Source organism: Massilia sp. ST3 (assembly GCF_018119405.1).
Taxonomy (GTDB): domain Bacteria; phylum Pseudomonadota; class Gammaproteobacteria; order Burkholderiales; family Burkholderiaceae_D; genus Telluria.
Window position 1 is genome coordinate 24,688 of sequence record NZ_JAGPWC010000028.1, and the last position, 22,243, is coordinate 46,930.

Annotated in this window: 18 protein-coding genes; 13 read left to right on the plus strand and 5 right to left on the minus strand. The window is 67.4% G+C overall.

What is annotated here, in order from left to right; genetic code table 11:
- Window positions 1–3: 3 nt before the first annotated feature.
- Window positions 4–1,086 carry a glycoside hydrolase gene (locus tag KBW98_RS11795; protein ID WP_211520333.1) on the plus strand — a complete coding sequence of 361 codons (1,083 nt, stop codon included), beginning with the start codon at window positions 4–6 and terminating at the stop codon, window positions 1,084–1,086.
- A gap of 14 nt (window positions 1,087–1,100) precedes the next feature.
- Entirely contained in the window at window positions 1,101–1,280 is a 180-nt protein-coding gene (locus tag KBW98_RS11800) for a hypothetical protein (protein ID WP_211520334.1), read from the plus strand.
- A gap of 10 nt (window positions 1,281–1,290) precedes the next feature.
- Here KBW98_RS11800 and icmF read toward each other — a convergent pair whose 3' ends face one another.
- The 3 genes from icmF to KBW98_RS11815 form a co-directional block, all read right to left on the minus strand.
- Window positions 1,291–4,578 (minus strand): fused isobutyryl-CoA mutase/GTPase IcmF, encoded by a 3,288-nt coding sequence (gene icmF, locus KBW98_RS11805; protein WP_211520335.1) that lies wholly within the window; start codon window positions 4,576–4,578, stop codon window positions 1,291–1,293.
- Window positions 4,579–4,810: 232 nt separating this feature from the next.
- Window positions 4,811–8,380 (minus strand): indolepyruvate ferredoxin oxidoreductase family protein, encoded by a 3,570-nt coding sequence (locus KBW98_RS11810; RefSeq protein ID WP_211520336.1) that lies wholly within the window; start codon window positions 8,378–8,380, stop codon window positions 4,811–4,813.
- 178 nt (window positions 8,381–8,558) lie between these two features.
- Entirely contained in the window at window positions 8,559–9,491 is a 933-nt protein-coding gene (locus KBW98_RS11815; RefSeq protein ID WP_211520337.1) for a LysR substrate-binding domain-containing protein, read from the minus strand.
- A gap of 118 nt (window positions 9,492–9,609) precedes the next feature.
- Between KBW98_RS11815 and KBW98_RS11820 the strand changes: the two genes are divergently transcribed.
- Window positions 9,610–10,833 carry an HD-GYP domain-containing protein gene (locus KBW98_RS11820; RefSeq protein ID WP_211520338.1) on the plus strand — a complete coding sequence of 408 codons (1,224 nt, stop codon included), beginning with the start codon at window positions 9,610–9,612 and terminating at the stop codon, window positions 10,831–10,833.
- Between the two features lie 6 nt (window positions 10,834–10,839).
- Here KBW98_RS11820 and KBW98_RS11825 read toward each other — a convergent pair whose 3' ends face one another.
- On the minus strand, window positions 10,840–11,583 hold the full coding sequence (locus KBW98_RS11825) for an SDR family oxidoreductase (RefSeq protein WP_373888932.1): 744 nt from the start codon (window positions 11,581–11,583) through the stop codon (window positions 10,840–10,842).
- Between the two features lie 93 nt (window positions 11,584–11,676).
- Here KBW98_RS11825 and KBW98_RS11830 point away from each other — a divergent pair, with 93 nt between their 5' ends.
- Window positions 11,677–12,288 carry a 2-hydroxychromene-2-carboxylate isomerase gene (locus KBW98_RS11830; RefSeq protein ID WP_211520339.1) on the plus strand — a complete coding sequence of 204 codons (612 nt, stop codon included), beginning with the start codon at window positions 11,677–11,679 and terminating at the stop codon, window positions 12,286–12,288.
- On the opposite strand, the gene KBW98_RS11835 is transcribed toward KBW98_RS11830, so the two are convergent.
- The gene (locus KBW98_RS11835) at window positions 12,285–13,301 is read right to left on the minus strand and encodes a GGDEF domain-containing protein (protein WP_211520366.1); all 1,017 of its coding nucleotides are present in this window, start codon (window positions 13,299–13,301) and stop codon (window positions 12,285–12,287) included. The genes KBW98_RS11830 and KBW98_RS11835 overlap by 4 nt on opposite strands.
- Before the next feature lie 358 nt (window positions 13,302–13,659).
- Between KBW98_RS11835 and KBW98_RS11840 the strand changes: the two genes are divergently transcribed.
- The 9 genes from KBW98_RS11840 to KBW98_RS11880 all read left to right on the plus strand — a co-directional run bounded on the left by KBW98_RS11840 (window position 13,660) and on the right by KBW98_RS11880 (window position 22,238).
- Complete coding sequence (locus KBW98_RS11840; protein ID WP_211520340.1) at window positions 13,660–13,845, plus strand: Flp family type IVb pilin; 186 nt, start codon at window positions 13,660–13,662, stop codon at window positions 13,843–13,845.
- A gap of 62 nt (window positions 13,846–13,907) precedes the next feature.
- Window positions 13,908–14,438, plus strand: a complete 531-nt coding sequence (locus tag KBW98_RS11845; protein ID WP_211520341.1) for a prepilin peptidase — start codon at window positions 13,908–13,910, stop codon at window positions 14,436–14,438.
- A 105-nt stretch (window positions 14,439–14,543) separates the two neighbouring features.
- The gene (locus KBW98_RS11850; RefSeq protein ID WP_229429136.1) at window positions 14,544–15,938 is read left to right on the plus strand and encodes an ATP-binding protein; all 1,395 of its coding nucleotides are present in this window, start codon (window positions 14,544–14,546) and stop codon (window positions 15,936–15,938) included.
- The gene (gene cpaB / locus KBW98_RS11855; protein WP_211520342.1) at window positions 15,935–16,798 is read left to right on the plus strand and encodes a Flp pilus assembly protein CpaB; all 864 of its coding nucleotides are present in this window, start codon (window positions 15,935–15,937) and stop codon (window positions 16,796–16,798) included. The genes KBW98_RS11850 and cpaB overlap by 4 nt, the downstream gene beginning before the upstream one ends.
- Window positions 16,799–16,822: 24 nt before the next feature.
- A complete protein-coding gene (locus KBW98_RS11860) occupies window positions 16,823–18,406 on the plus strand; it encodes a type II and III secretion system protein family protein (protein WP_211520343.1) in 1,584 nt (527 codons plus the stop codon).
- Between the two features lie 10 nt (window positions 18,407–18,416).
- On the plus strand, window positions 18,417–18,686 hold the full coding sequence (locus KBW98_RS11865) for a hypothetical protein (RefSeq protein WP_211520344.1): 270 nt from the start codon (window positions 18,417–18,419) through the stop codon (window positions 18,684–18,686).
- Between the two features lie 9 nt (window positions 18,687–18,695).
- Entirely contained in the window at window positions 18,696–19,862 is a 1,167-nt protein-coding gene (locus KBW98_RS11870; protein ID WP_211520345.1) for an AAA family ATPase, read from the plus strand.
- A 40-nt stretch (window positions 19,863–19,902) separates the two neighbouring features.
- Window positions 19,903–21,249 (plus strand): CpaF family protein, encoded by a 1,347-nt coding sequence (locus tag KBW98_RS11875; protein WP_211520346.1) that lies wholly within the window; start codon window positions 19,903–19,905, stop codon window positions 21,247–21,249.
- Between the two features lie 11 nt (window positions 21,250–21,260).
- On the plus strand, window positions 21,261–22,238 hold the full coding sequence (locus tag KBW98_RS11880) for a type II secretion system F family protein (RefSeq protein ID WP_211520347.1): 978 nt from the start codon (window positions 21,261–21,263) through the stop codon (window positions 22,236–22,238).
- Window positions 22,239–22,243: the final 5 nt, after the last annotated feature.

Consider the following 22,243-nt stretch of genomic DNA (forward strand, 5'->3'; position numbering starts at 1 on the left):
AAAATGAGCATGCAGGCCTATGTGGCGACCCGCAAGGGATTGTTCGAATTGTCGTTCAGCGGCGGGCGCTGGGAGTTCGGCCCCGTGCACTTCCTGGGCGAGCCGGTGTCGATGGTGCTGCCCGACCGCCGCGACGGCGCCTTGTACGCGGCCCTCAACCTGGGCCACTTCGGCGTCAAGCTGCACCGCAAGCAGGGCGAGATCTGGACCGAGCTGCCGGCGCCCAGCTATCCGCCCAAGCCGGAAGGCCTGGAAGAGAAGGTCGAATGGACCAACAAGCTGATCTGGTCGCTGGAAGCGGGCGGCGCCGGCCAGCCGGGCGTGCTCTGGGCCGGCACCCTGCCGGGCGGCCTGTTCCGCTCGAACGACCGTGGCGACAGCTGGGAGCTGGTGCGCCCGCTCTGGGACCAGCCCGGCCGGCCGCACTGGTTCGGCGGCGGCTACGACGACCCCGGCATCCACAGCATCTGCGTCGACCCGCGCGACAGCGCCAGCCTGCTGGTCGGGATCTCCTGCGCCGGCGCCTGGCGCAGCGCCGATGGCGGCGCCAGCTGGGCCCTGAGCGCGAAAGGCATGCGCGCCGACTACATGCCGCCCGACATGCAGGACAGCGAGGAAGCCCAGGACCCGCACCGCATCGTGCGCTGCGCGGGCCAGCCGGACGTGCTGTGGTGCCAGCACCATAACGGCGTCTGGCGCTCGGGCGACGACGGCCGCAGCTGGCAGGAAGTGAAGAACATGCCCTTGTCGCACTTCGGCTTCGCGGTGGCGGCCCATCCGCGCGACGGCCAGACCGCCTGGTTCGTGCCGGCCGAGAAGGACGAGCGCCGCATTCCCGTCGGCGCCTCGCTGGCCGTCACGCGCACCCGCGACGGCGGCAAGACCTTCGACGTGCTGCGCGCGGGGCTGCCGCAGGAGCACTGCTACGACCTGGTGTACCGGCATGGGCTGGCGGTGCACGAGGATGGGCGCACCCTGATCATGGGGTCGACCACGGGCAATGTGTGGGTGTCGGATAACGGCGGGGATAGCTGGCACGCGGTGGCGGGGAATTTGCCGCCGGTGTATGCGGTGAGTTTTGGCTAAAGGACGCGCTGGGGGTGCGCTACGAACTTGGGCGGAACAATGCCAGTGACATTGTTCCGGCCTTCGCCGGAACGACGCTGTTTGAGTTTACCGGTAGCTCAAAGACCGTCATTCCGGCGAAGGCCGGAATCCAAGTTTGCGTGAACATTGAAAACATAAAAAAAGAGCGCGGATTCCGCGCCCTTTTCAGTTAACCCTCGCCGATTACATATTGCGGCGATACTGCCCACCCACCTCGAACAGCGCCGTGGTGATCTGCCCCAGCGAGCACACCCGCACCGCGTCCATCAGCTTGGCGAACACGTTTTCGTTGTCGATCGCCGCCTGCTGCAGCGCAGCCAGGGCGCTTGGGGCCTGGGCTGCATTACGCGCGTGGAAGGCTTCCAGGCGGGTCAGCTGCGACTGCTTCTCGTCGTCCGTGGAACGGGCCAGCTCGATGGTCGCCGGCGCGCCCGCGCCGTTCGGGTTGCGGAAGGTGTTCACGCCGATGATCGGCAGCGTACCGTCGTGCTTCTGGTGCTCGTACAGCATCGACTCTTCCTGGATCTTGCCGCGCTGGTAGCCGGTCTCCATCGCGCCCAGCACGCCGCCGCGTTCGGCGATGCGCTCGAACTCCTGCAGCACCTGCTCTTCGACCAGGTCGGTCAGCTCGTCGATGATGAAGGAGCCCTGGTTCGGGTTCTCGTTCTTCGCCAGGCCCCACTCACGGTTGATGATCAGCTGGATCGCCAGGGCGCGGCGCACCGATTCGTCGGTCGGCGTGGTGATCGCCTCGTCGTACGCGTTGGTATGCAGCGAGTTGCAATTGTCGTAGATCGCGATCAGCGCCTGCAGGGTGGTACGGATGTCATTGAAGTCGATCTCCTGCGCGTGCAGCGAGCGGCCCGATGTCTGGATGTGGTACTTGAGCTTCTGCGAGCGCTCGTTGGCGCCGTACTTGTCGCGCATCGCCACCGCCCAGATGCGGCGCGCCACGCGGCCCAGCACCGTGTATTCCGGGTCCATGCCGTTCGAGAAGAAGAAGGACAGGTTGGGTGCGAAGTCGTCGATGTGCATGCCGCGCGCCAGGTAGGCTTCGACGAAGGTGAAGCCGTTCGAGAGCGTGAAGGCCAGCTGCGAGATCGGGTTCGCGCCCGCCTCGGCGATGTGGTAGCCCGAGATCGACACCGAGTAGAAGTTGCGCACCTGGTGGTGAACAAAATATTCCTGGATGTCGCCCATCACCTTGAGCGAGAACTCGGTCGAGAAGATGCAGGTGTTCTGGCCCTGGTCTTCCTTCAGGATGTCGGCCTGCACCGTGCCGCGCACGTTCATCAGGACCCAGTCCTTGATCTTCTGGGCTTCGTCATCGGTCGGCTGGCGCTTGTTCTCGAGGACGAACTTGTCGATCTGCTGGTCGATGGCGGTGTTCATGAACATCGCCAGGATGGTCGGGGCCGGGCCGTTGATCGTCATCGAGACGGATGTACTCGGGCTGCACAGGTCGAAGCCGTCGTACAGCACCTTCATGTCGTCCAGGGTCGCGATCGACACGCCCGAGTTGCCGACCTTGCCGTAGATGTCGGGACGGATCGCCGGATCGGCGCCGTACAGGGTCACCGAGTCGAAGGCGGTCGACAGGCGCTTGGCGTCCATGCCGGTCGACACCAGCTTGAAGCGCTTGTTGGTGCGGAAGGCGTCGCCTTCGCCCGCGAACATGCGGGTCGGGTCTTCGCCTTCGCGCTTGAAGGCGAACACGCCGGCCGTGTAGGGGAAGGAGCCCGGCACGTTTTCCAGCATCAGGAAGCGCAGGATTTCGCCATGGTCTTCGAACTTCGGCAGGGCCACCTTGCGAATCGGGTTGCCCGACAGGGTCTTTTGCACCAGGCGGGTGCGGATTTCCTTGTCGCGGATCTTGACGACGTAATCCTCGCCCGCGTAGGCGGCCTGCATGTCAGGCCACATGGCTAGCAGTTTTTTCGCGCCGCCTTCCATGGCGTTGTCGCGCTCCGTGATCAGGTCGTCGAGGACCACGTCGCGGTTCGCGGCCGCCAGCATGCGCTTGGTTTCCATCAGCTGCTGGCGTTCGCGCGCCAGCTTGACCTGCTTGTAGGTGTTGCGGTGGTAGCCGCGCACGGTGTCGGCGATCTCGGCCAGGTAGCGCGCGCGCGCCGGGGGCACGATCACGTTCTTGCCGCTCGAGTACTTCTGCGAAGGGGCGTTCAGCTTGCCCGCTTCGACTTGCAGGCCCAGCTCGGCCAGCTTCGGCAGCAGGCCGTGGTAGAGGGCGGTGACGCCGTCGTCGTTGAAGCGCGACGCCTGGGTGCCGAACACCGGCATCTCGTCCGGCGACTTGCTCCACAGCTCGCGGTTGCGCTGGTACTGCTTGGCGACGTCGCGCAGCGCATCCTGGGCGCCCTTGCGGTCGAACTTGTTGATGGCGATGAAGTCGGCGAAGTCGAGCATGTCGATCTTCTCCAGCTGCGAGGCGGCGCCGAATTCCGGGGTCATCACGTACATCGAGGTGTCGACGTGCGGCACGATGGCGGCGTCGCCCTGGCCGATGCCCGAGGTCTCGACGATGACGAGGTCGAAGCCGGCCACCTTGCAGGCGGCGATCACGTCCGGCAGCGCCTGCGAAATCTCGGAACCGGCTTCGCGGGTGGCGAGCGAGCGCATGAAGACGCGCGCTTGCCCATTCCACGGGTTGATCGCGTTCATGCGGATGCGGTCGCCCAGCAGGGCGCCGCCCGACTTGCGGCGCGACGGGTCGATCGAGATCACCGCGATGTTCAGGCGGTCGCCCTGGTCGAGGCGGATGCGGCGGATCAGTTCATCGGTCAGCGAGGACTTGCCCGCGCCGCCGGTGCCGGTGATGCCGAGGACCGGGGTCTTCACGTTTTCCGCGGCGTTCACGATTTGTTCGCGCAGGCTTGCGTCGGCCTTTCCGTTTTCGAGCGCCGTGATCAGCTGGGCCAGCGGACGGTGGCGCGCGCCGATCTCGCCCTGCTGGAGGGCGTCGATCGAGGTCGGGGCGTAGGAGGACAGGTCGACGTCGCAAGCTTCCAGCATCGAGCGGATCATGCCGACCAGGCCCATGCGCTGGCCGTCTTCCGGGCTGAAGATGCGGGTGACGCCGTAGGCGTGCAGTTCCTCGATCTCGCTCGGGACGATCACGCCGCCGCCGCCGCCGAACACCTTGATGTGGGCGCCGCCGCGTTGCTTGAGCAGGTCGATCATGTACTTGAAGTATTCGACGTGGCCGCCCTGGTAGCTGGAGATGGCGATGCCCTGCACATCCTCGGCCAGGGCCGCGGTCACGACTTCGTCGACCGAGCGGTTGTGGCCGAGGTGGATGACCTCGGCGCCGTTCGACTGCAGGATGCGGCGCATGATGTTGATCGAGGCGTCGTGGCCGTCGAACAGGGAGGCGGCGGTGACGAAACGGACCTTGTTGGCGAGTTTCGGCTGTTCCGGCAGGTCGAGCTTGGCGGCGGAGGTGATGTCGTTCATTGGATGGGTCCTTGGGTGTCGGCGGACTGAGGATATTCTGGTACGGTATATGACGTTAACGTTAACGTCAAGAAGGCTTCGGTTGGGTTTAGTACCACCAGCTCAAAGACCGTCATCCCGGCGCAGGCCGGGATCCAAGTTTGCTGCGTACCACTCGTGCTGTTGCAGCTCGCGGCGGGGAACTTGGCTCCCCGCCTTCGCGGGGACGACGGTGCAAAGGGTGGCGGCGAGATCAGGCAGCCCGGCGCTTGACGTTGCCCGACAGCAGCTCCGCCTTGCGCGCCCGGTACTCGGCCACGGCCTTTTCCTTCACGTGGCCGAAGCCGCGAATCTGGTCCGGGAGGGCCGCCAGTTCCACCGCGGTCGCGTGGTTCGACGCGTCCAGGGTGGCCAGCAGGCCTTCGACCATCTCGCCGTATTCCGCGATCAGGGCGCGTTCCATCTTGCGCTCGGCGGTGTAGCCGAAGACGTCGAGGGCGCCGCCGCGCAAGCCCTTGAGCTTGGCCAGAAGCTTGAAGGCGCCGAACATCCACGAGCCGTACTTGGCTTTCACCATGTGGCCCTTGGCGTCCTTCTTGGCCAGCAGCGGCGGGGCCAGGTTGAAGCTGAGCGAGAAGTCGCCTTCGAACTGGGTCTTGAGCTGCTCGAGGAAGCGGCCGTCGGTGTACAGGCGCGCCACTTCGTATTCGTCCTTGTAGGCCATCAGCTTGGCGTAGTTCTTCGCCACCGCCATGGACAGCTTGTTGCCCAGGCCTTTGCCACTCTCGGCTTCGCGCACGCGCTTGACCAGGTCTTCGTAGACGGCCGCGTAGGCGGCGTCCTGGTAGCCGGTCAGGTGCTCGACGCGCTTCTTGATCACGCTTTCCAGGTTCTGCGGCATCTGGATCACGACCGTCTGGCTTGGCGTCGCCTGCTTCTCGACGCGCTTGAAGTCCACGGCGGCGCGGCGGCCCCACAGGAAGCTCATCTTGTTCGAGGCGACCGCCACGCCATTCAGCTCGATCGCGCGCAGCAGGGCGGCTTCGCTCAGCGGGATGCGGCCCTTCTGCCAGGCGTAGCCCATCAGGAAGAGGTTGGTCGCGATCGAGTCGCCCATCAGCGAGGTGGCCAGCTTGGTGGCGTCGACGAAGTCCACGCCCGAGTCACCGCCCACGGCTTCCAGGATCAGCGAACGCACGTCGCCGGACGGGAATTCCCAGTCGCGCTGCTGGGCGAAGGTGCCGGTCGGCTGCTCGTGCAGGTTGACGATGGCGAGCGTGCGGCCCGGACGCATCTTCGAGACCGCATCGGCGGCGCCGGTGGTCAGGATGTCGCAGCCCAGGATCAGGTCCGCTTCGCCGGTGGCGATGCGCTGGGCACGCAGGCGCTCGGGCGAGGCGGCGATCTTCACGTGCGAGGTGACCGAACCGTTCTTCTGGCTCATGCCGGTCATGTCCAGCACCGAGGCGCCCTTGCCTTCGAGGTGGGCGGCCATGCCCATCAGGGCGCCGACGGTGATCACGCCGGTGCCGCCGATGCCGTTGATCAGGATGTTGTAGGGATGCTCGACACCCGGCAGCGTGGGCAGCGGCAGCTCGCCCCAGCCGTCATCGGCGCCGTTCTTGCTGACGCCGGCCTTGCTCTTCTTGAGCGCGCCGCCTTCGACGGTCACGAAGCTCGGGCAGAAGCCCTTGTTGCACGAGAAGTCCTTGTTGCACGAGGACTGGTCGATCTGGCGCTTGCGGCCGAATTCCGTTTCCTTCGGCAGGATCGAGACGCAGTTCGACTGGATGCCGCAGTCGCCGCAGCCTTCGCACACGGCTTCGTTGATCACCATGCGCTGGGCCGGGTCGGGGAATTCGCCTTTCTTGCGGCGGCGGCGCTTCTCGGCGGCGCAGGTCTGGTCGTAGATGATGACGGTCACGCCCGGCAGTTCGCGCAGCTCGCGCTGGATGTCGTCCATGTGCTTGCGGTCGTGCAGGGTGACCAGGGCCGGCAGATTGCTGCGGTCGGCGTAGCGCGACAGGTCTTCGGTCACCAGGGCGATGCGCTTGACGCCTTCGGCCGCCATCTGCTGGGCGATCATCGGCACCGACGTTTGGCCGTCGACCGGCTGGCCGCCGGTCATCGCGACCGCGTCGTTGTACAGGATCTTGTAGGTGATGTTGACCTTGGCCGCCACCGCCGCGCGGATCGCGAGATAACCGGAGTGGAAGTAGGTGCCGTCGCCCAGGTTCTGGAACACGTGCGGCACCTGGGAGAACGCGGCCTGGCCGATCCACGGGGTGCCTTCGCCGCCCATGTGGGTGGTCAGCTTGTTCATCTCGGGGTAAATCGAGGTCGCCATCACGTGGCAGCCGATGCCGGCCAGCGCGAAGGATCCTTCCGGCACCTTGGTCGAGCTGTTGTGCGGGCAGCCGGAGCAGTAGAAGGCCGGACGGAAGGGCGTGGTGATCGCCTTCTGCAGCACGGCGTCCTTGGCGTCCAGGAAGGCCAGGCGCGCCTTGATCAGGTCGCGGGTGCTGTCGTCCAGGTTCAGGCGCGCGATGCGGCCGGCGATCACGCGCGCCACCTGGGCCACCGAGAAATCGGCTTTCGGCGGCAGCAGCCAGTCGCCGCGCGGCGCGACCCATTCGCCCTTGTCGTCGAACTTGCCGACGATGTGGGGGCGCACGTCGTCGCGCCAGTTGTACAGTTGTTCCTTGAGCTGGTATTCGACGACCTGGCGCTTCTCCTCGACCACCAGGATCTCTTCCAGGCCTTGCGCGAATTCGCGCACGCCTTCCGGCTCCAGCGGCCAGATCATGGCCACCTTGTACAGGCGCAGGCCGACCTTGGCGGCCATGGTTTCGTCGATGCCCAGTTCTTCCAGCGCTTCCAGCACGTCCAGGTAGGATTTGCCGGACGCGATGATGCCCAGCTTGGCGTTGGCGCTGTCGATGGTGGTGCGGTTCAGCTTGTTTTCACGGGCATAGGCCAGGGCAGCATAGATCTTATAGTCCTGCATCAGCGCTTCCTGGTTGCGCGCCTGCTGACCCAGCGGCACCGAGGACAGCTTGGTATTCAGCCCGCCTTCCGGCATGGTGAAGTCCTTCGGATACTTGACTTCGACGCGGAACGGATCTGCGTCAACCGAGGCGCTCGATTCGACCGTGTCGGCCAGGGCCTTGAACGCGACCGCGCAGCCCGAGTAGCGCGACATGGCCCAGCCGTGCACGCCCAGGTCCAGGTATTCCTGCACGTTGCAGGGATAGAGCACCGGGATCATGCAGGCCGAGAAGATGTGGTCGGACTGGTGCGGCAGGGTCGACGAATACGCGCCGTGGTCGTCGCCGGCCACCAGCAGCACGCCGCCGTGCTTGGCGGTGCCGGCGTGGTTCATGTGCTTGAAGACGTCGCCGCAGCGGTCCACGCCCGGGCCCTTGCCGTACCACATGGCGAACACGCCGTCGTACTTGGCCGGGCCGATCAGGTCGACGGTCTGGGTGCCCCAGACGGCGGTGGCGGCCAGGTCTTCGTTCACGCCCGGGACAAACTGGATGGCGTTCGCTTCCAGGTGTTTTTTCGTCTTCCACAGGGTCTCGTCCAGGCCGCCCAGCGGGGAGCCGCGGTAGCCCGAGATGAAGCCGGCCGTGTTCAGGCCGGCGGCCAGGTCGCGCTCGCGCTGCATCATCGGCAGGCGCACCAGGGCCTGGATACCGGACAGGAAGATGGCGCCCGACTTCGCGGTGTACTTGTCGTCCAGGGTGACGGTGGTGAGGCGGGAAGAATAGTCGGCGGGCGCACTGGCGCTCTGGTCGCCGGGCGTGACGGTATCGGGCATTGCTGTCTCCAAAGGGTATTCGGCTTGTATCCGCCGCGGCGCCGGGTAGGCAGGCGGCGGATGGTTTTTGCTGTGCGCGTGGGTGGCGCACTTTAACCGCGTGGAGTGTAGGGACTTAGCTGTCCACAATCCAATAGGGATTCCGGATGGGGGTATAAGAAAAAATGATAACCGAAATTCAGCTGGCCAGGCGGGCTCCGGGCCAGGCGCCGCGCGCGCATAGGTCCTCGGTCACTTCGCGCACCAGGCGGCCGATGGCGGCGGCGGCATTCGTGAGCGGGATGTTGCGCGAGCCGCACAGGATCACGCGCCGCGTCACGGCCGGGTCCTGCACCGGCCAGGCGGCCATGGCGCCGCGCGCCAGGTCGTCCTGGAAGGGCGCGCGCGGCAGCAGGGTGGCGCCCAGGTCGGCCAGGATGGCCGAACGCAGGATGGCGATCGAGTTGATTTCCAACACATTGCGCAGCACCAGGCCGGCGCCCTGCGCCACCTGTTCGACCAGCGGGCGCACGCCGTGCTGGCGCGCCGGCAGGATCAGGGTGCTGGCCAGGGCCTGGCGCAGGCTGAGGGCGGGGCCCGCGGGCGCGAAGGCGGAGCCGGCCTTGCAGATGAAGACCAGGTCTTCCTCGACCAGGGGCGTGGCCGTGAACTGCACGGTGGGGGCATCGTCGAACAGCACCGCCAGGTTCAGGCGCCCGGACTTGAGCTGCTCGGTGAGGTTGCCCGAGATTTCCTCGGTCAGCTGCAGGGTGATTTCGGGATAGCGCTCGCGCACCGCGGTGAGCAGGGGCAGGGCCAGGGCGCCCGAGATGCTGTGCGGCAGGCCGAGGGTGACGCTGCCCGAGGGCCGGTCCAGCGACTGGGTGACGGCCGCGCGCGCGTCGGCCACCTGCTTCAGGATCGCCTGCGCGTGCTCGTAGAACACCTTGCCGGCATCGGTGCTGACCACGCCATGGGCCGAGCGGTGCAGCAGCTGGGCCCCTAGTTCCTCCTCGAGCTGGCGCAGCTGCTGGGTCAGCGCCGGCTGCGCCACGTGCAGCACCAGGGCCGCGCGCGAGAGCGAGCCGTGATCGACAATGGCGACGAAATAGCGCAGCTGGCGAAGTTCCATAAATCCTGAAATCAATATGTGTGTCTACACAGCAACAATGTGTGCCTACACAAAATGCATAATTGCTATACTGCACTGTGGCCGATGGGCGGCGAGATTAACATAGCAAGGTTACAAGATGTTGAAGAAAGTGGATGCGTCGCAGTTGAAGATCGGGATGTTCATCCACGATCTGGATTGCGGCTGGATGGAGCATCCTTTCGTGCGCAACCGTTTTCTCCTGACGACGGACGAAGAGATCTACAAGATCCGCAACGCCAGGATTCGCGGCGTGGTGATCGATTGCGCGCGCGGCCTGGACATCGACGACGCCCCGACCCTGGCCGAAGCCGACGCCGCCACCGAGGCGGAAGTCACGGCCATCGCCGCCGCCAAGCCGATCGTGGTCACCCGCGTTTCGCTGGGCGAGGAGCTGGCGCGCGCCGCCACCATCCGCAAGCAGGCCGCCGGCCTGGTGCGCACCGTGATGCAGGACGCGCGCCTGGGCAAGGCGGTGGAGCTCGACAAGGTCGGCCCGGTGGTGCAGAGCGTGACCGAATCCATCCTACGCAATTCCGGCGCCTTGCTTGGCCTGCTGCGCATCAAGAACAAGGACGACTACACCTTCCTGCATTCGGTCAGCGTGTGCGCGCTGCTGGTGGCCTTCTGCCGCTCGCGCGGCATGCTTGAAGACACTATCTACCAGGCCGGCCTGGGCGGCCTGCTGCACGACACCGGCAAGGCCCTGGTGCCCGACCACATCCTGAACAAGCAGGGCCGCCTGACCGACGAGGAATTCGCCGTCATCAAGCGCCACCCGCGCGATGGCTACGACCTGCTGCGCAAGTCGCCGGAGATCGGCGCGATCCCGCTCGACATCACCCTGCACCACCACGAGCGGCGCGATGGCAGCGGCTATCCGGACCAGCAGGCCGAAGGAGGCATCAGCGAGCTGGCCCAGATGGCGGCCATCGTCGACGTCTACGATGCGATCACCTCGGACCGCTGCTATCACAAGGGCATGTCGGCGGCCGAAGCGCTGCGCAAGATCTACGAGTGGAGCAAGTTCCACTTCAGTCCCAGCCTGGCGCAGGAATTCATGCGCTGCGTGGGCATCTACCCGGTCGGCACCCTGGTAATGCTGGAATCGGGCCGCCTGGGCGTGGTCGTCGAGCCGCACGAGAGCAGCCTGCTCACTCCCAAGGTCAACGTCTTCTTCAATACCAAGAGCCAGATCTACATCAAGCCGGAAACCCTGGACCTGTCCAAGGCGCTGGGCTTCGGCGGCGGCGACAAGATCGTGCGCCACGAGTCGCCCGAAAAGTGGAAGGTCGATCCCTTCCGCTTCATGCAGCTGGCCTGACGCCTTCTACAATCCTCCGCCGCAGCGCAGGGTCGCCGCGGTGACGTAGGACGCCGCCGGCGACAGCAGCCACAAGACCGGTTCGGCGATCTCCTCCGGCGCGGCCAGGCGCTGCATGGGGATCTTCGGCGCCACGCGCGCGGGCCGTCCAGGCTCGCCCGCCGCCGCGTGGATGTCGGTCAGGGTCGATCCCGGCGCCACCGCGCAGACGCGGATGCCTTCCGCCGCCAGTTCGCGCCCCAGTCCCAGCGTAAACGTCTCCACCGCCGCCTTGCTGGCGGCGTAGTGCACGAATTCGTGCGGGCTGCCCAGGGTGGCGGCGGTCGAGGACAGGTTGACGATCACCCCGCGCGTGCCGCTCTTCCTGAAGGAACGCACGGCGGCGCGGCTGCAGTGCATGACACCGTGCACGTTGGTGCGGAACACCGCCTCGATCGCGGCCGGATCGGCGTCCATGAAGGGACCGAGGCGGCCGGTGATGCCGGCGTTGTTGACCAGGGCGGCGGGTGGTCCCAGTTCCGCTTCCACCCGCGCGAACAAGGCTTCCACTTCCTCCACCCGACCGATATCGGCCTGGATCGCCAGCGCCCGGCCGCCGGCCGCGCCGATGTCGCGCACCAGCGCGTCGGCGGACTGCGCGTCGCGCTGGTAGTTGACGGCGACCGCGTAACCGCGCGCGGCCGCCAGGCGCGCCACGGCGGCGCCGATGCCGCGTCCCGCGCCGGTGACGATCAAGACCTGTTCCATCATGCCTCCCGCCTGCTTGTTGTCGCGTTGTGAATGTGGCAGTGTGTGCGCTGGTCCCGTTTTGGGCAAGCCCCCACTATCGCAGAGGAGTAGACAATGAGCGCTTCCGTACCGCCCGTCATCGAGTTCTGGTTCGAATTCGGCAGCAACTACAGCTATCTGACCCTCATGCGCATCGAGGAAGAGGTGCGGCGCGCCGGCCTGCGGCTGGCCTGGAAGCCCTTCCTGCTCGGGCCCATCTTCCGCGAACTGGGCTACGAGAACGCGCCCTTCGTGCAGCAGAAGGAAAAGGGCGAGTACGCCTGGCGCGACGTCGCGCGCCGCGCCGCGAAATATGGCCTGGCGTTCCGGCGTCCGAGCGAGTTCCCGCGCACGGCCCTGCCGGCGATGCGGGTCGCACTGCTGGCGGCGGACGAACCCTGGATCGGTGAGTTCTGCCGCCGCATCATGCAGCGCAACTGGGTGCGCGACCTGGAGATCGCCTCGAACGAGGCCGCGCTCGAGGCCCTGGAGGGCCTGGCGCCGGACCCGCAGGCGGTGCTGGCCGCGGCACTGGGCGAGGCCAACAAGCTGGCGCTGCGCGAGCAGACGGCGCAGGCGCGCCGGCGCGGCGTGTTCGGGGCGCCGACCTTCTTTGTCGGGGACGAGATGTTCTGGGGCGACGACCGGCTGGAGGACGCGATCGCCTTCGCGCGCGAACAGATCTAGAAGAACTCGGCGGTGTCGTTGGTGGCCACGGTCTGCAGCAGGCCGTGCGCCACCAGCTCTTCGTAGTAGCAGGCGCGGTTGCGGCCGTTGGCCTTGGCATAGTAGAGCGCCTGGTCGGCATGGCCGAGGGTGACCACCGGCGAATCGCTGGCGCTGACGCTGGTGAAGCCGACGCTGACCGTCACTTGCCCCACCTGGGGGAAGACGTGGGCTTCGACGTTGGTGCGGAAGCGGTCGATGATCTTGCGCGCGTTTTCCAGCGTGGTGGAGCGCAGCAGCACCACGAACTCCTCGCCGCCGAAGCGGAACACCCGGTCCTGGGCGCGGAAGGAGGACTGCAGCAGGTTGGCGACCAGGATCAGCACCTCGTCGCCGTACAGGTGGCCGAAGCGGTCGTTGACCCCCTTGAAATGGTCGACGTCGACCACCGCCAGCCACTGTTTCTCCTCGCCGCCGTGGTGGCGCCGCTCCGGCTGGCCCGGCACCAGCGGCTCGCTGTCCGAGGCGTGCAGCATGCGCGCCAGCTGGTCGTCGAAGGTCTTGCGGTTGAGCAGGCCGGTGAGCGAATCGCGCTCGCTGTAGTCGAGCAGGTTCTGGAAGTTGCGGTAGACGCTGACGATCCCGCTGATCATGTGGATCGCTTCCGGCGTGAACGGACCCTGGTGCGCGATCTCGAGGCAGGTGTCGGCCTTGTCGCCGAACCAGATCGGCAGCCACAGGTGGCGCAGCCCATCTTCGCCGGCGGCTTCGGCGCGCGAATCGTGGTTGTCGAGGCAGTGGGCCAGGGCTGGATAGAGCGCGATCGGCTCGCCCGGGCTGGCGCTGTCCTGGGGTTCCTCGGGGCAGGCCACGCCGCCCATGCGGATGCAGGCGCGCGAACGCACGAAGCGCTGGCCGCAGACCGTGGCGATGCTCAGCACCCGCGTCTGCACCGCCCGTCCCAATTCCTGCACCGCCGAGATCACGGAGATGTCGAGCATCGTGTGATCGCGGTGGCCGGTCATGTCGACCATGTGTCGCAGCAGGGTGTCGTTCACGGAAGCGTCGTCAATCACAGGCACGGGGCTCGGGTACCGATGGTGCCGCTTTTTTGGGCGGCGAAGCGACAAAGGATAATACTTTTTTGTATTACAGGCAATTATTCTTATCAATAATTATTCTTTTTCAGGCATCGCTGGATGCCTGCCCGCGCAATCTTCCTCAAAGCCTGTTCCTCGTCAGAATCTTACGTTTCCACTAGGAAAAGTTGACAGTAGTCAAGTTGCCGTACGGCACGATTCGGTAAAGTGAACTCACTGGCAAACGCAACAAAGCAGTAGCGACGGGGCCCCGACGCAGCCAGTTTTCCTCAACCACCATAAGGAGTTTGTCATGAGCACGATGTCCTCCGCCATCAAAGCTTTCATTGCCGACGAAAACGGTGTGACCGCCATCGAATACGGCATGATCGCCGCCCTCATCGGCGTCGTGATGGCGACCGTGGCTGGCGAAGTCGGCGAAAAGATCAAGGACGCGTTCACGTTCATCCGCGACCAGTTCCCTGACACCACCGCTTGATCGTCCGCCCCCGCGGCTGCATCCGGCCCTGGGGGGCTTTTTTTTCGGGAGGAGGGCGCATCATGCCTGTCGCACCGTACCTCGATACCTTGTTGTTGCTGATGGTGGCGGCTTGCGCCGTCAACGACCTGGCAAGCCGCCGCATTCCGAACCGGCTGCTGCTGGCCGGCGTGGCCGGCGCCTTGTGCCTGCATCTTGCCTCGGCAGCGCCCCTTGGCGGCCTGCAGTCCTGGCTGGGCGGCCTGGCCACCGGCCTGATCGTTTTTCTACCGTTTTACCTGATCCGCGGCATGGCTGCCGGGGACGTCAAGATGATGGCCGCAGTGGGCGCCTTCACCGGCGCGGTCGATGCGCTGCACATCGCCATCATGGCCTGGTGCGTGGGCGGCGTGATGGCGCTCGCGATCGTCGCCTGGCGCGGCCGCCTGTGGCTGGCGCTGTCGAACATGTGGTCCATCCTGCGCGGTGCACTGCTGCGCCTGCCGCCCACGGGCGCCTACGGCGCAACGGGCCAGGACAGCGCCGGCTCCATGCCTTACGGGGTCGCCATCGCCGCCGGAACAATGATTATTTTGATAAGCCGTTATGACTAATTGTGGGCGGGTGCGCACTTGTTGGCCGTCAAAGGCCGGGCATGGACGCTCGCTAGAATCAAATCAAGTTCTCTTAAACACTTGCCTTGAGCAGGAGGTTGCAATATGGAAGCGCTAACGGGAAGCGCAGGGCTGGGCGCGGCGGCTGAAGCAGCCGCGGGCGGCGCCGGCGAGCGCCTCGCGCCGCCGCTGGAGATCGACGCCGTGCCGGTGCTGCCGCGCCAGGCGCGGACCATCCGCGATACCGGCCTGGAGCCGCGCTTCGTGACCGCTCTGGTGGTCAAGGCCATGCATGCGAGCGGCCGGACGGCGCTGTCGGTGCTGACCGGCCGGCTGCGCCTGTCGGTGAGCGTGGTGCGCGAAGTCATGCAGCACCTGGTCGCCGCCCAGCAGGCCGAGGTGGCGTATTCCGGCGACTCCGACATCGACGTGCACTACCAGCTGACCGCCTATGGCCAGCGCGCCGCCGCCGATTACCTGCTCGCCTCGCGCTATGCCGGGCCGGCGCCGGTGCCGCTGGCCGCCTGGCGCGCCGCGATCGAGGAACAGTCGCTGCGCCGCGACGACGCCCTGCGGGTCACGCCCGCCGACCTGCAGGCCGTGCTGGCCGACGATGGCCTGGAGCCGGCGGTGCGCGAGCTGGTCGGCGCGGCCCTGCGCTCGAACCGTCCGCTGCTGCTGTTCGGGCCGTCGGGCAGCGGCAAGACCACCTTGGCCAGGAAGCTGGCGCGGCTGCGCCAGGAACCGGTGGCGGTGCCGTATGCGGTGCTGGTCAACCACGAGATCGTGCAAATCTACGATCCGGTCCTGCATCCGGCTCCGCTGGCCAGCCGCGGCATGGAAGAGCGGCGCAGCTGCGATGCGCGCTGGGCGCTGTGCCAGCGTCCGCTGGTGCACGTGGGCGCCGAACTGACGCGCGACATGCTGGAGCTGCGCCACGATCCGTCCGGCGGCCTGTTCCACGCGCCGCCCCAGCTGCTGGCCAACAACGGCCTGCTGGTGGTGGACGACCTGGGACGCCAGCGCATGCCCGCCGGCGAGCTGCTGCACCGCCTGCTGGGCGCGCTCGAACAGGGGCGCGACCACGTCGCCGTACCGAATGGACCAACCCATGCGCTGCCCTTCGACGCCAGCCTGGTGCTGGCCACCAGCCTGGCGCCGGAATCGGTGCTCGACGACTCCTGCCTGCGCCGCATCGGCTACCGGATCGGCATCGGGCCGCTGTCCGAAGCGGGCTACCGCGCGCTGCTGCTGCGCCAGGCGCGCCTGAACCGGATCGAGCCCGAGGCCGGGGCGCTCGACTACCTGGTGCACGAACTGCACCGCCGCACCCGGCGTCCGATGCTGGCGGCCTATCCGCAGGAACTGGTCCAGCGCATCCGAGATTTCGCCGGCTTCGCCGGACGCGCTCCACGCTTCGACGTGGACAGCGTGGCCCAGGCCTGGAGCAGCCTGTTCGGCGCAGGCTCGCTGCCGATTCCGACGGGAGATGTGCGATGAAGAACAAGCGTGCCGTGATCGTGATGGCCCTGGCCGTCGTGTTCGGGATGGGGGCCGTGGCGTTGGCCGCCCAGTGGCTGCTGCATGCGCCAGCGTCGAGTGCCGGGCGCATCGCCGTGGCCGTGACCGATATCGACATCGGCCAGCGCCTGGCCCCCGAGATGCTCAAGCTGGTCGACTGGCCGGCCGACAGCGTGCCCAAGGGCGCCTTCAGCGATCCCCAGAAGCTCAGCGGACGCGTGATGCGCACCAGCGTGCAGGCGGGCGACCCGGTGAGCGAATCCAAGCTGGCCCCGGCCGGGACCCTGGGCGGCCTGTCGGCCCTGATCGCCGAGGGCAAGCGCGCCATCACGGTGCGCGTCAACGACGTGATCGGCGTGGCCGGCTTCGCGCTGCCGGGCAATTACGTCGACATCATCGTCAGCACCGAGACCGATCCGCAGCCTCAGGTCCAGGGCGGGCAGCGTGAGCAGAGCATCTCGAAGATCGTGCTCGAACGGATCCTGGTGCTGGCCGTGGCCCAGGAAGTCAGCCGGGACGAGACCAAGCCCAAGGTGGTCAACGCGGTGACCCTGGAGGTCACGCCGGAACAGGCCGAGAAGCTCGACCTGGCGCGCAGCGTCGGCACCCTGTCGCTGGCGCTGCGCAACCAGGTCGATCCGGCCGCCAGCGCGACCGCCGGCGCCACCAAGCAGAACCTGCTGCCGCCGCTGGCCGCACCCGCCGCGCCGGTGCACCGGGTCGCGCTGCCGGTATCCCGGCCGCGGCCGCTGGCGCAGCGGCCACCAGCCCCACCGGCGCCGCGGCGCGACTGCGTCGGCGTGATCAACGGCCTGCACAGTTCGCAGGAATGCTTCTGAGACCTCCTCGCCTGGATTGATGCCATGAACAGACGCTCCACGATTGCGCGGCACCGGACGCTGCGCGCCTGCCTCGCGGCAGGACTGGCGCTGGCCGCCGTTTCCGCCCATGCCGACGCTCCCCAGGCGCAGGCGAAACAGCCGTCCAAGGCCGCCGCGAAAGCGCAAGCGCAGCAGCCTTCGAAAGCGCGGCAGGAAGCCGGCTGCAGCGGCGAAGCGGCGCGCCCGGCGCGCATGTCGCTCCACATGGGCAAGTCGACCATGCTCAAGCTGCCCGAGCCGGTGCGCCACCGCAGCGTCGGCAATCCGGCCGTGGTGCAGGCCATGCTGGTCGCCCCGGACACGCTCTATATCGCCGGCGTCGACGTCGGCAGCACCAACATGATCGTGCAGGGCCGCAGCGGCGTGTGCAGCATCGTCGACATCGTGGTGGCGATGGACCCGGCCGGCCTGCAGGCCACCCTGGCAGCCGCGATGCCCGAGGAAAAGGACATCAAGGTGATGTCCGCCGCCGATTCGCTCGTGCTGACCGGCACCGTCAGCGATGCCGCGGCGGTGGCGCGCGCGGTGGAGCTGGCCAGCGCCTATGTGCGCCGCCCGCTGCGCCAGCTGCCGCCGGCCGCCAAGGACAACGACACCGACGGCGTGATCGCGGTCGCCGCGAACAGCGCGAACAACAACAACGGCGCGTCCGCGGCCGCCGCGCGCGTGGTCAACCTGCTCGGCGTCAGCGCGCCTCAGCAGGTGCAGCTGGAGGTCAAGGTGGCCGAGGTCTCGCGCAGCCTGATCGAGCGCCTGGAAACCGGCACCCGCTTTTCCTTTGGTTCCGGCAGCTGGACCACGACCCTGGCCACCGAATTCGTGACCGGCCTGGCGCGCGGCGGCCTGGCGGGCCGCAAGACCAACGGCAACCGCTTCGACGTCGAAGCCGACAAGCAGGACGGCCTGGTGCGCATCCTGGCCGAGCCCAATGTGCTGGCGATCAGCGGCCAGGAAGGCACCTTCCTCGCGGGCGGCAAGTTCTACATCCCGGTGGCGCAGGACAACAACAAGATCACCCTGGAAGAGAAGGAATTCGGCGTCGGCCTGCGCTTCACCCCGACCGTGCTGGGCGGAGGGCGCATCAACCTGAAGGTGGCGCCGGAAGTGTCCGAGCTGTCGCGCGAAGGGATCGGCATCAGCGCGGTCGGCATCGCCGGCACCGCCATCATGCCCCTGGTGACCACGCGCCGCGCCAGTACCACGGTGCAGCTGCACGACGGCCAGAGCTTCGCCATCGGCGGCCTGGTGAAGAACAACCTGGTGACCAACCTGAAGGGCCTGCCGGTGCTGGGCGAAGTGCCGGTGCTGGGCGCGCTGTTCCGCAGCACCGATTACCAGCAGGACCGCACCGAGCTGGTGTTCGTGATCACGGCGCGGCTGGTCAAGCCGATGACGGGCGCCGGCTACACCCTGCCCACCGACAAGATCGGCACGCCGACGCGCGCCGAAGTGATGCTGGGCGGCCGCCTGGAGGGCGATCCGCCGGCCGCCGGCACGGCGCTGCAGTCGGCGCCCAGCATCGCGCCACCGGCATCGACCACGGCGGGCGGATTCGAACTTAAATAAGGGAATAGCCATGGCAAGCAACACGATACGGAAGCTATTGCTGGGGGCGTGCTGCGCCACCTTGCTGGGCTGCGCGCCGGCCACGCCGCGCTGGGACCGCGAATTCGGCAACGCGGTGCGCGCCAACCTGTCGGCGCAGGTGCTCGATCCCGCCGCCAGCGCCAGCACCGACCCGGTCACCGGCATCGACGGCCACGCCGCCCGCGCCGCGCACGAGCGCTACCAGCGTTCCTACGCACGGCCGGACGCCGAGCCGGCGCGCTCGCTGGTCACCCAATAAGCGGATGCCATGAAAGCGCTCCTGATCAGCCGCGACGGCCAACTGTACTCGGAAATCGCCTCCCAGGGCGCGGCGCGGGTGCCGCCCCTGCACCTGGCGGGCACCCGCGCGAGCCTGCGCGACGCCCTCGACCGCGTCGAGTCGGACAACCTGCAGCTGCTCATCATCGACGCCAGCGACAGCGAACAGCTCGAAGCCGGGCTGCTCGAACGCCTGGGCCGCCAGTACCCGTCGGCGCAGCTGATGTTGCTAACCGACCACCACCAGCCCGACCTCCTCATCACCGCCATGCGCGCCGGCGTGCGCGAGGTGCTGCAGCTGCCGCTGGTGCACCGCGCCTTCCACGAGGCGATGGACCGGATCGCGTCGGCCGCCGGCGTGTCTCTCATGCGCGACGGGAAGGTGCTGGCCTTCATCGCCTGCAAGGGCGGCAGCGGCGCCACCTTCATCTCGACCAATTTCGGCTACGCGCTGGCGACCCTGGCCGCCAAGAAGGTGCTCTTGATCGACCTGCACGGCCAGTTCGGCGACGCCGCGCTGTATGTGTCGGACCAGAAGCCGAGCATGACCCTGTCGGACGTCTGCGCCCAGATCGCCCGCGTCGACGCGCCCTTCCTGGACTCCTGCCTGGTGCATGTCACGCCCGGCTTCGGCATCCTGGCCGCGGCCGACGACCCCGCCCACGCCAAGGACGCCAAGCCCGAGCACATCGACACCATCCTGCGCGTGGCGCGCCAGCACTACGACTACGTGCTGCTCGACGTCGGGCGCCAGATCGACGCGGTCTCGCTGCGCGCGCTCGACATCACCGAGACCATCTATCCTGTGCTGCAGCTGGCGCTGCCCGACATCCGCGATGCGCGCCGCCTGCTCGACATCTTCCGCTCGCTCGGCTACGTGCTCGACCACATCCGCCTCATCGTCAACCGCTACGAGAAGGGCGGCAAGCTGCGCCTGCAGGACCTGCACGCCGCGCTCGGCTGCGAAGTGATGCACACCTTCCCGAACGATTACATCGCGGTGACCGATTCGGTGAACCAGGGCGTGCCGGTGCTGCAGCTGTCGCGCTCGAGCGCGGCCGCGCGCAGCCTGGCCGAGATGGTGGAGCTGGTCACGGCGCGCCGCGTCCAGGAAAGCAAGGGCCTGCTCGACCGCCTGTTCGGTGGAAGCGCCTAGTCCGCCACTCACCCGATTACCGTTGACGATTGGAGCCCCCATGTCCCTACGTGAACGCCTCGCCGCGGGCGGCCAGGAACGCCCGATGGCGAGCAGCCTGCCGGAAACCGGCAACCAGGCCTTCCAGGAGCTCAAGAAGCTGATGCACCAGATGATCCTCGACCGGATCGACCTGGAGCGCCTCAAGCGCCTGACGTCCGAGCAGTTCAAGCACGAGCTGGCGCTGCTGGTCCAGCGCATCATCGAAGAGGAGCGCATCGTCCTCAACCAGCACGAGCGCCACCACCTGGTGCTCGACATCCAGCACGAGATGCTGGGCTTCGGGCCGCTCGAGCCGCTGCTGAACGACCCCACCATCTCGGACATCCTGGTCAACACCGCCAGCAAGGTGTATGTCGAGCGGCGCGGCAAGCTGGAGCTCACCGAGGTCACTTTCCACGACAACGCCCACCTGATGAAGATCATCGAGAAGATCGTCTCGCGCGTGGGCCGGCGCGTGGACGAGTCGAGCCCGATGGTCGACGCGCGCCTGCCGGACGGCTCGCGCGTCAACGCGATCATCCCGCCGCTGGCGGTGGACGGGCCCCTGCTGTCGATCCGGCGCTTCGGCGGCAGCCCCCTCACGGTGCAGAACCTGCTCGACTACAAGAGCCTGACCCCACCCATGATCCGCGTGCTGGAAGGCCTGGGCACGGCCAAGGTGAACATCCTGATCTCGGGCGGCACCGGCAGCGGCAAGACCACCCTGCTGAACCTGATCTCGGGCTTCATCCCGGCCAGCGAGCGGGTGGTGACGATCGAGGACGCGGCCGAGCTGCAGCTGCGCCAGCCGCACGTGGTGCGCCTCGAGACCCGGCCGCCGAATATCGAGGGCAAGGGCGAGGTGACCCAGCGCGCCCTGGTGCGCAACGCCCTGCGCATGCGGCCCGACCGCATCATCCTGGGCGAGGTGCGCGGCGCCGAGGCGCTCGACATGCTGCAGGCGATGAATACCGGCCACGAAGGCTCGCTCGCCACCATTCACTCGAATACGCCGCGCGACGCCTTGTCGCGCCTGGAGAACATGGTCAGCATGGCCGGGGTGAACCTCACCGCGCGCGCGATCCGCCAGCAGATCGTGTCGGCGGTGACGGTGGTGGTGCAGGCATCGCGCCTGACCGACGGCACGCGCAAGGTGGTCAGCATCCAGGAGATCACCGGCATGGAAGGCGACATCATCTCGATGCAGGAGATCTTCCGCTTCGAGCAGCGCGGCGTCGACGCTGAAGGCAAGGTATTGGGCCACTTCTCGGCCACCGGCGTGCGCCCGCGCTTCGCCGACCGCCTGCGGCTGTTCGGGGTGCCGGTGCCGGAAGACAGCTTCGATCCCGACCGGGTGTTCGACTGAGCGGAGGCGGCATGGATGCACTGTTCTACGGTTTCGTGGTGCTCCTGTTCGCGGCGGTGATCCTCGCGGTCGAAGGCATCTACCTGTGGTGGATGGGCACCCATGGCGCGGCGGCGCGCCGCGTCGCGCGCCGCCTGCAGCTGATGTCGGGTGGCGTGGGCCGCTCGGGCGAGCGCATCTCGATCCTCAAGCAGCGCCGCTACAGTAGCCACCAGGCCTTCGACCGCCTGCTGCACCATGCCGGGGTGGCCGCGCGGATCGACGCGCTGCTGGTGCAGGCGGGTTCGCCCTGGACCGTGGCGCAGTTCTGCGCCTGGTCGCTCGGCTGCATGGCGATCGGACTGGTCCTGGCGTCCGGCTGGCCGATTCCGTGGGCGGGGCGGCTGCTGATCGGCCTGGCCTGCCTGTGCCTGCCCTGGGGCCTGATGCGCCGCGCACGCCAGCGGCGCCTGCTGCGCATCGAGCAGCAGCTGCCGGATGCGGCAGACTTCATCGCGCGTGCGCTGCGCGCCGGCCACTCCTTCAGCAACGTGCTGCAAATCGTCGGCAACGAGCTGCCCGAGCCGCTCAGCAGCGAGTTCCGCATCGCGCGCGAGGAAATCAACTACGGCGTACCGATGAGCGAAGCGCTGCACGGCATGGCGGCGCGCATTCCGCTGACCGACCTGCGCTACCTGATCATCGCGGTGCTGATCCAGCGCGAGTCGGGCGGCAACCTGGCCGAGATCCTCGGCAATATCAGCGAGATCATCCGCGCCCGCCTGAAGCTGGTCGCCCACGTGCGCGTGCTGTCGGCCGAGGGCCGGATGTCGGCCTGGATCCTGGGGCTGATGCCCTTCTGCGTGGGGGCCGCCATGGTGCTCGCCAACCCCGGCTACATCAGCCTGATGTGGACCGACCCGTCCGGCGTGCGGCTGCTGTGGTATGGCGTCGCCATGATCGTGTTCGGCGTGTTCTGGCTGCGCCAGGTCATCCGCATCCGCATCTGAGGTGA

Excerpts from the sequence above, each read along its gene's own strand:
- KBW98_RS11795 (WP_211520333.1), top strand. The coding sequence starts at position 4 with ATGAGCATGCAGGCCTATGTGGCGACCCGCAAGGGATTGTTCGAATTG.
- icmF (WP_211520335.1), bottom strand. The coding sequence starts at position 4,578 with ATGAACGACATCACCTCCGCCGCCAAGCTCGACCTGCCGGAACAGCCG.
- KBW98_RS11810 (WP_211520336.1), bottom strand. The coding sequence starts at position 8,380 with ATGCCCGATACCGTCACGCCCGGCGACCAGAGCGCCAGTGCGCCCGCC.
- KBW98_RS11815 (WP_211520337.1), bottom strand. The coding sequence starts at position 9,491 with ATGGAACTTCGCCAGCTGCGCTATTTCGTCGCCATTGTCGATCACGGC.
- KBW98_RS11820 (WP_211520338.1), top strand. The coding sequence starts at position 9,610 with ATGTTGAAGAAAGTGGATGCGTCGCAGTTGAAGATCGGGATGTTCATC.
- KBW98_RS11825 (WP_373888932.1), bottom strand. The coding sequence starts at position 11,583 with ATGATGGAACAGGTCTTGATCGTCACCGGCGCGGGACGCGGCATCGGC.
- KBW98_RS11830 (WP_211520339.1), top strand. The coding sequence starts at position 11,677 with ATGAGCGCTTCCGTACCGCCCGTCATCGAGTTCTGGTTCGAATTCGGC.
- KBW98_RS11835 (WP_211520366.1), bottom strand. The coding sequence starts at position 13,301 with ATGGTCGACATGACCGGCCACCGCGATCACACGATGCTCGACATCTCC.
- KBW98_RS11840 (WP_211520340.1), top strand. The coding sequence starts at position 13,660 with ATGAGCACGATGTCCTCCGCCATCAAAGCTTTCATTGCCGACGAAAAC.
- KBW98_RS11845 (WP_211520341.1), top strand. The coding sequence starts at position 13,908 with ATGCCTGTCGCACCGTACCTCGATACCTTGTTGTTGCTGATGGTGGCG.
- KBW98_RS11850 (WP_229429136.1), top strand. The coding sequence starts at position 14,544 with ATGGAAGCGCTAACGGGAAGCGCAGGGCTGGGCGCGGCGGCTGAAGCA.
- cpaB (WP_211520342.1), top strand. The coding sequence starts at position 15,935 with ATGAAGAACAAGCGTGCCGTGATCGTGATGGCCCTGGCCGTCGTGTTC.
- KBW98_RS11860 (WP_211520343.1), top strand. The coding sequence starts at position 16,823 with ATGAACAGACGCTCCACGATTGCGCGGCACCGGACGCTGCGCGCCTGC.
- KBW98_RS11865 (WP_211520344.1), top strand. The coding sequence starts at position 18,417 with ATGGCAAGCAACACGATACGGAAGCTATTGCTGGGGGCGTGCTGCGCC.
- KBW98_RS11870 (WP_211520345.1), top strand. The coding sequence starts at position 18,696 with ATGAAAGCGCTCCTGATCAGCCGCGACGGCCAACTGTACTCGGAAATC.
- KBW98_RS11875 (WP_211520346.1), top strand. The coding sequence starts at position 19,903 with ATGTCCCTACGTGAACGCCTCGCCGCGGGCGGCCAGGAACGCCCGATG.
- KBW98_RS11880 (WP_211520347.1), top strand. The coding sequence starts at position 21,261 with ATGGATGCACTGTTCTACGGTTTCGTGGTGCTCCTGTTCGCGGCGGTG.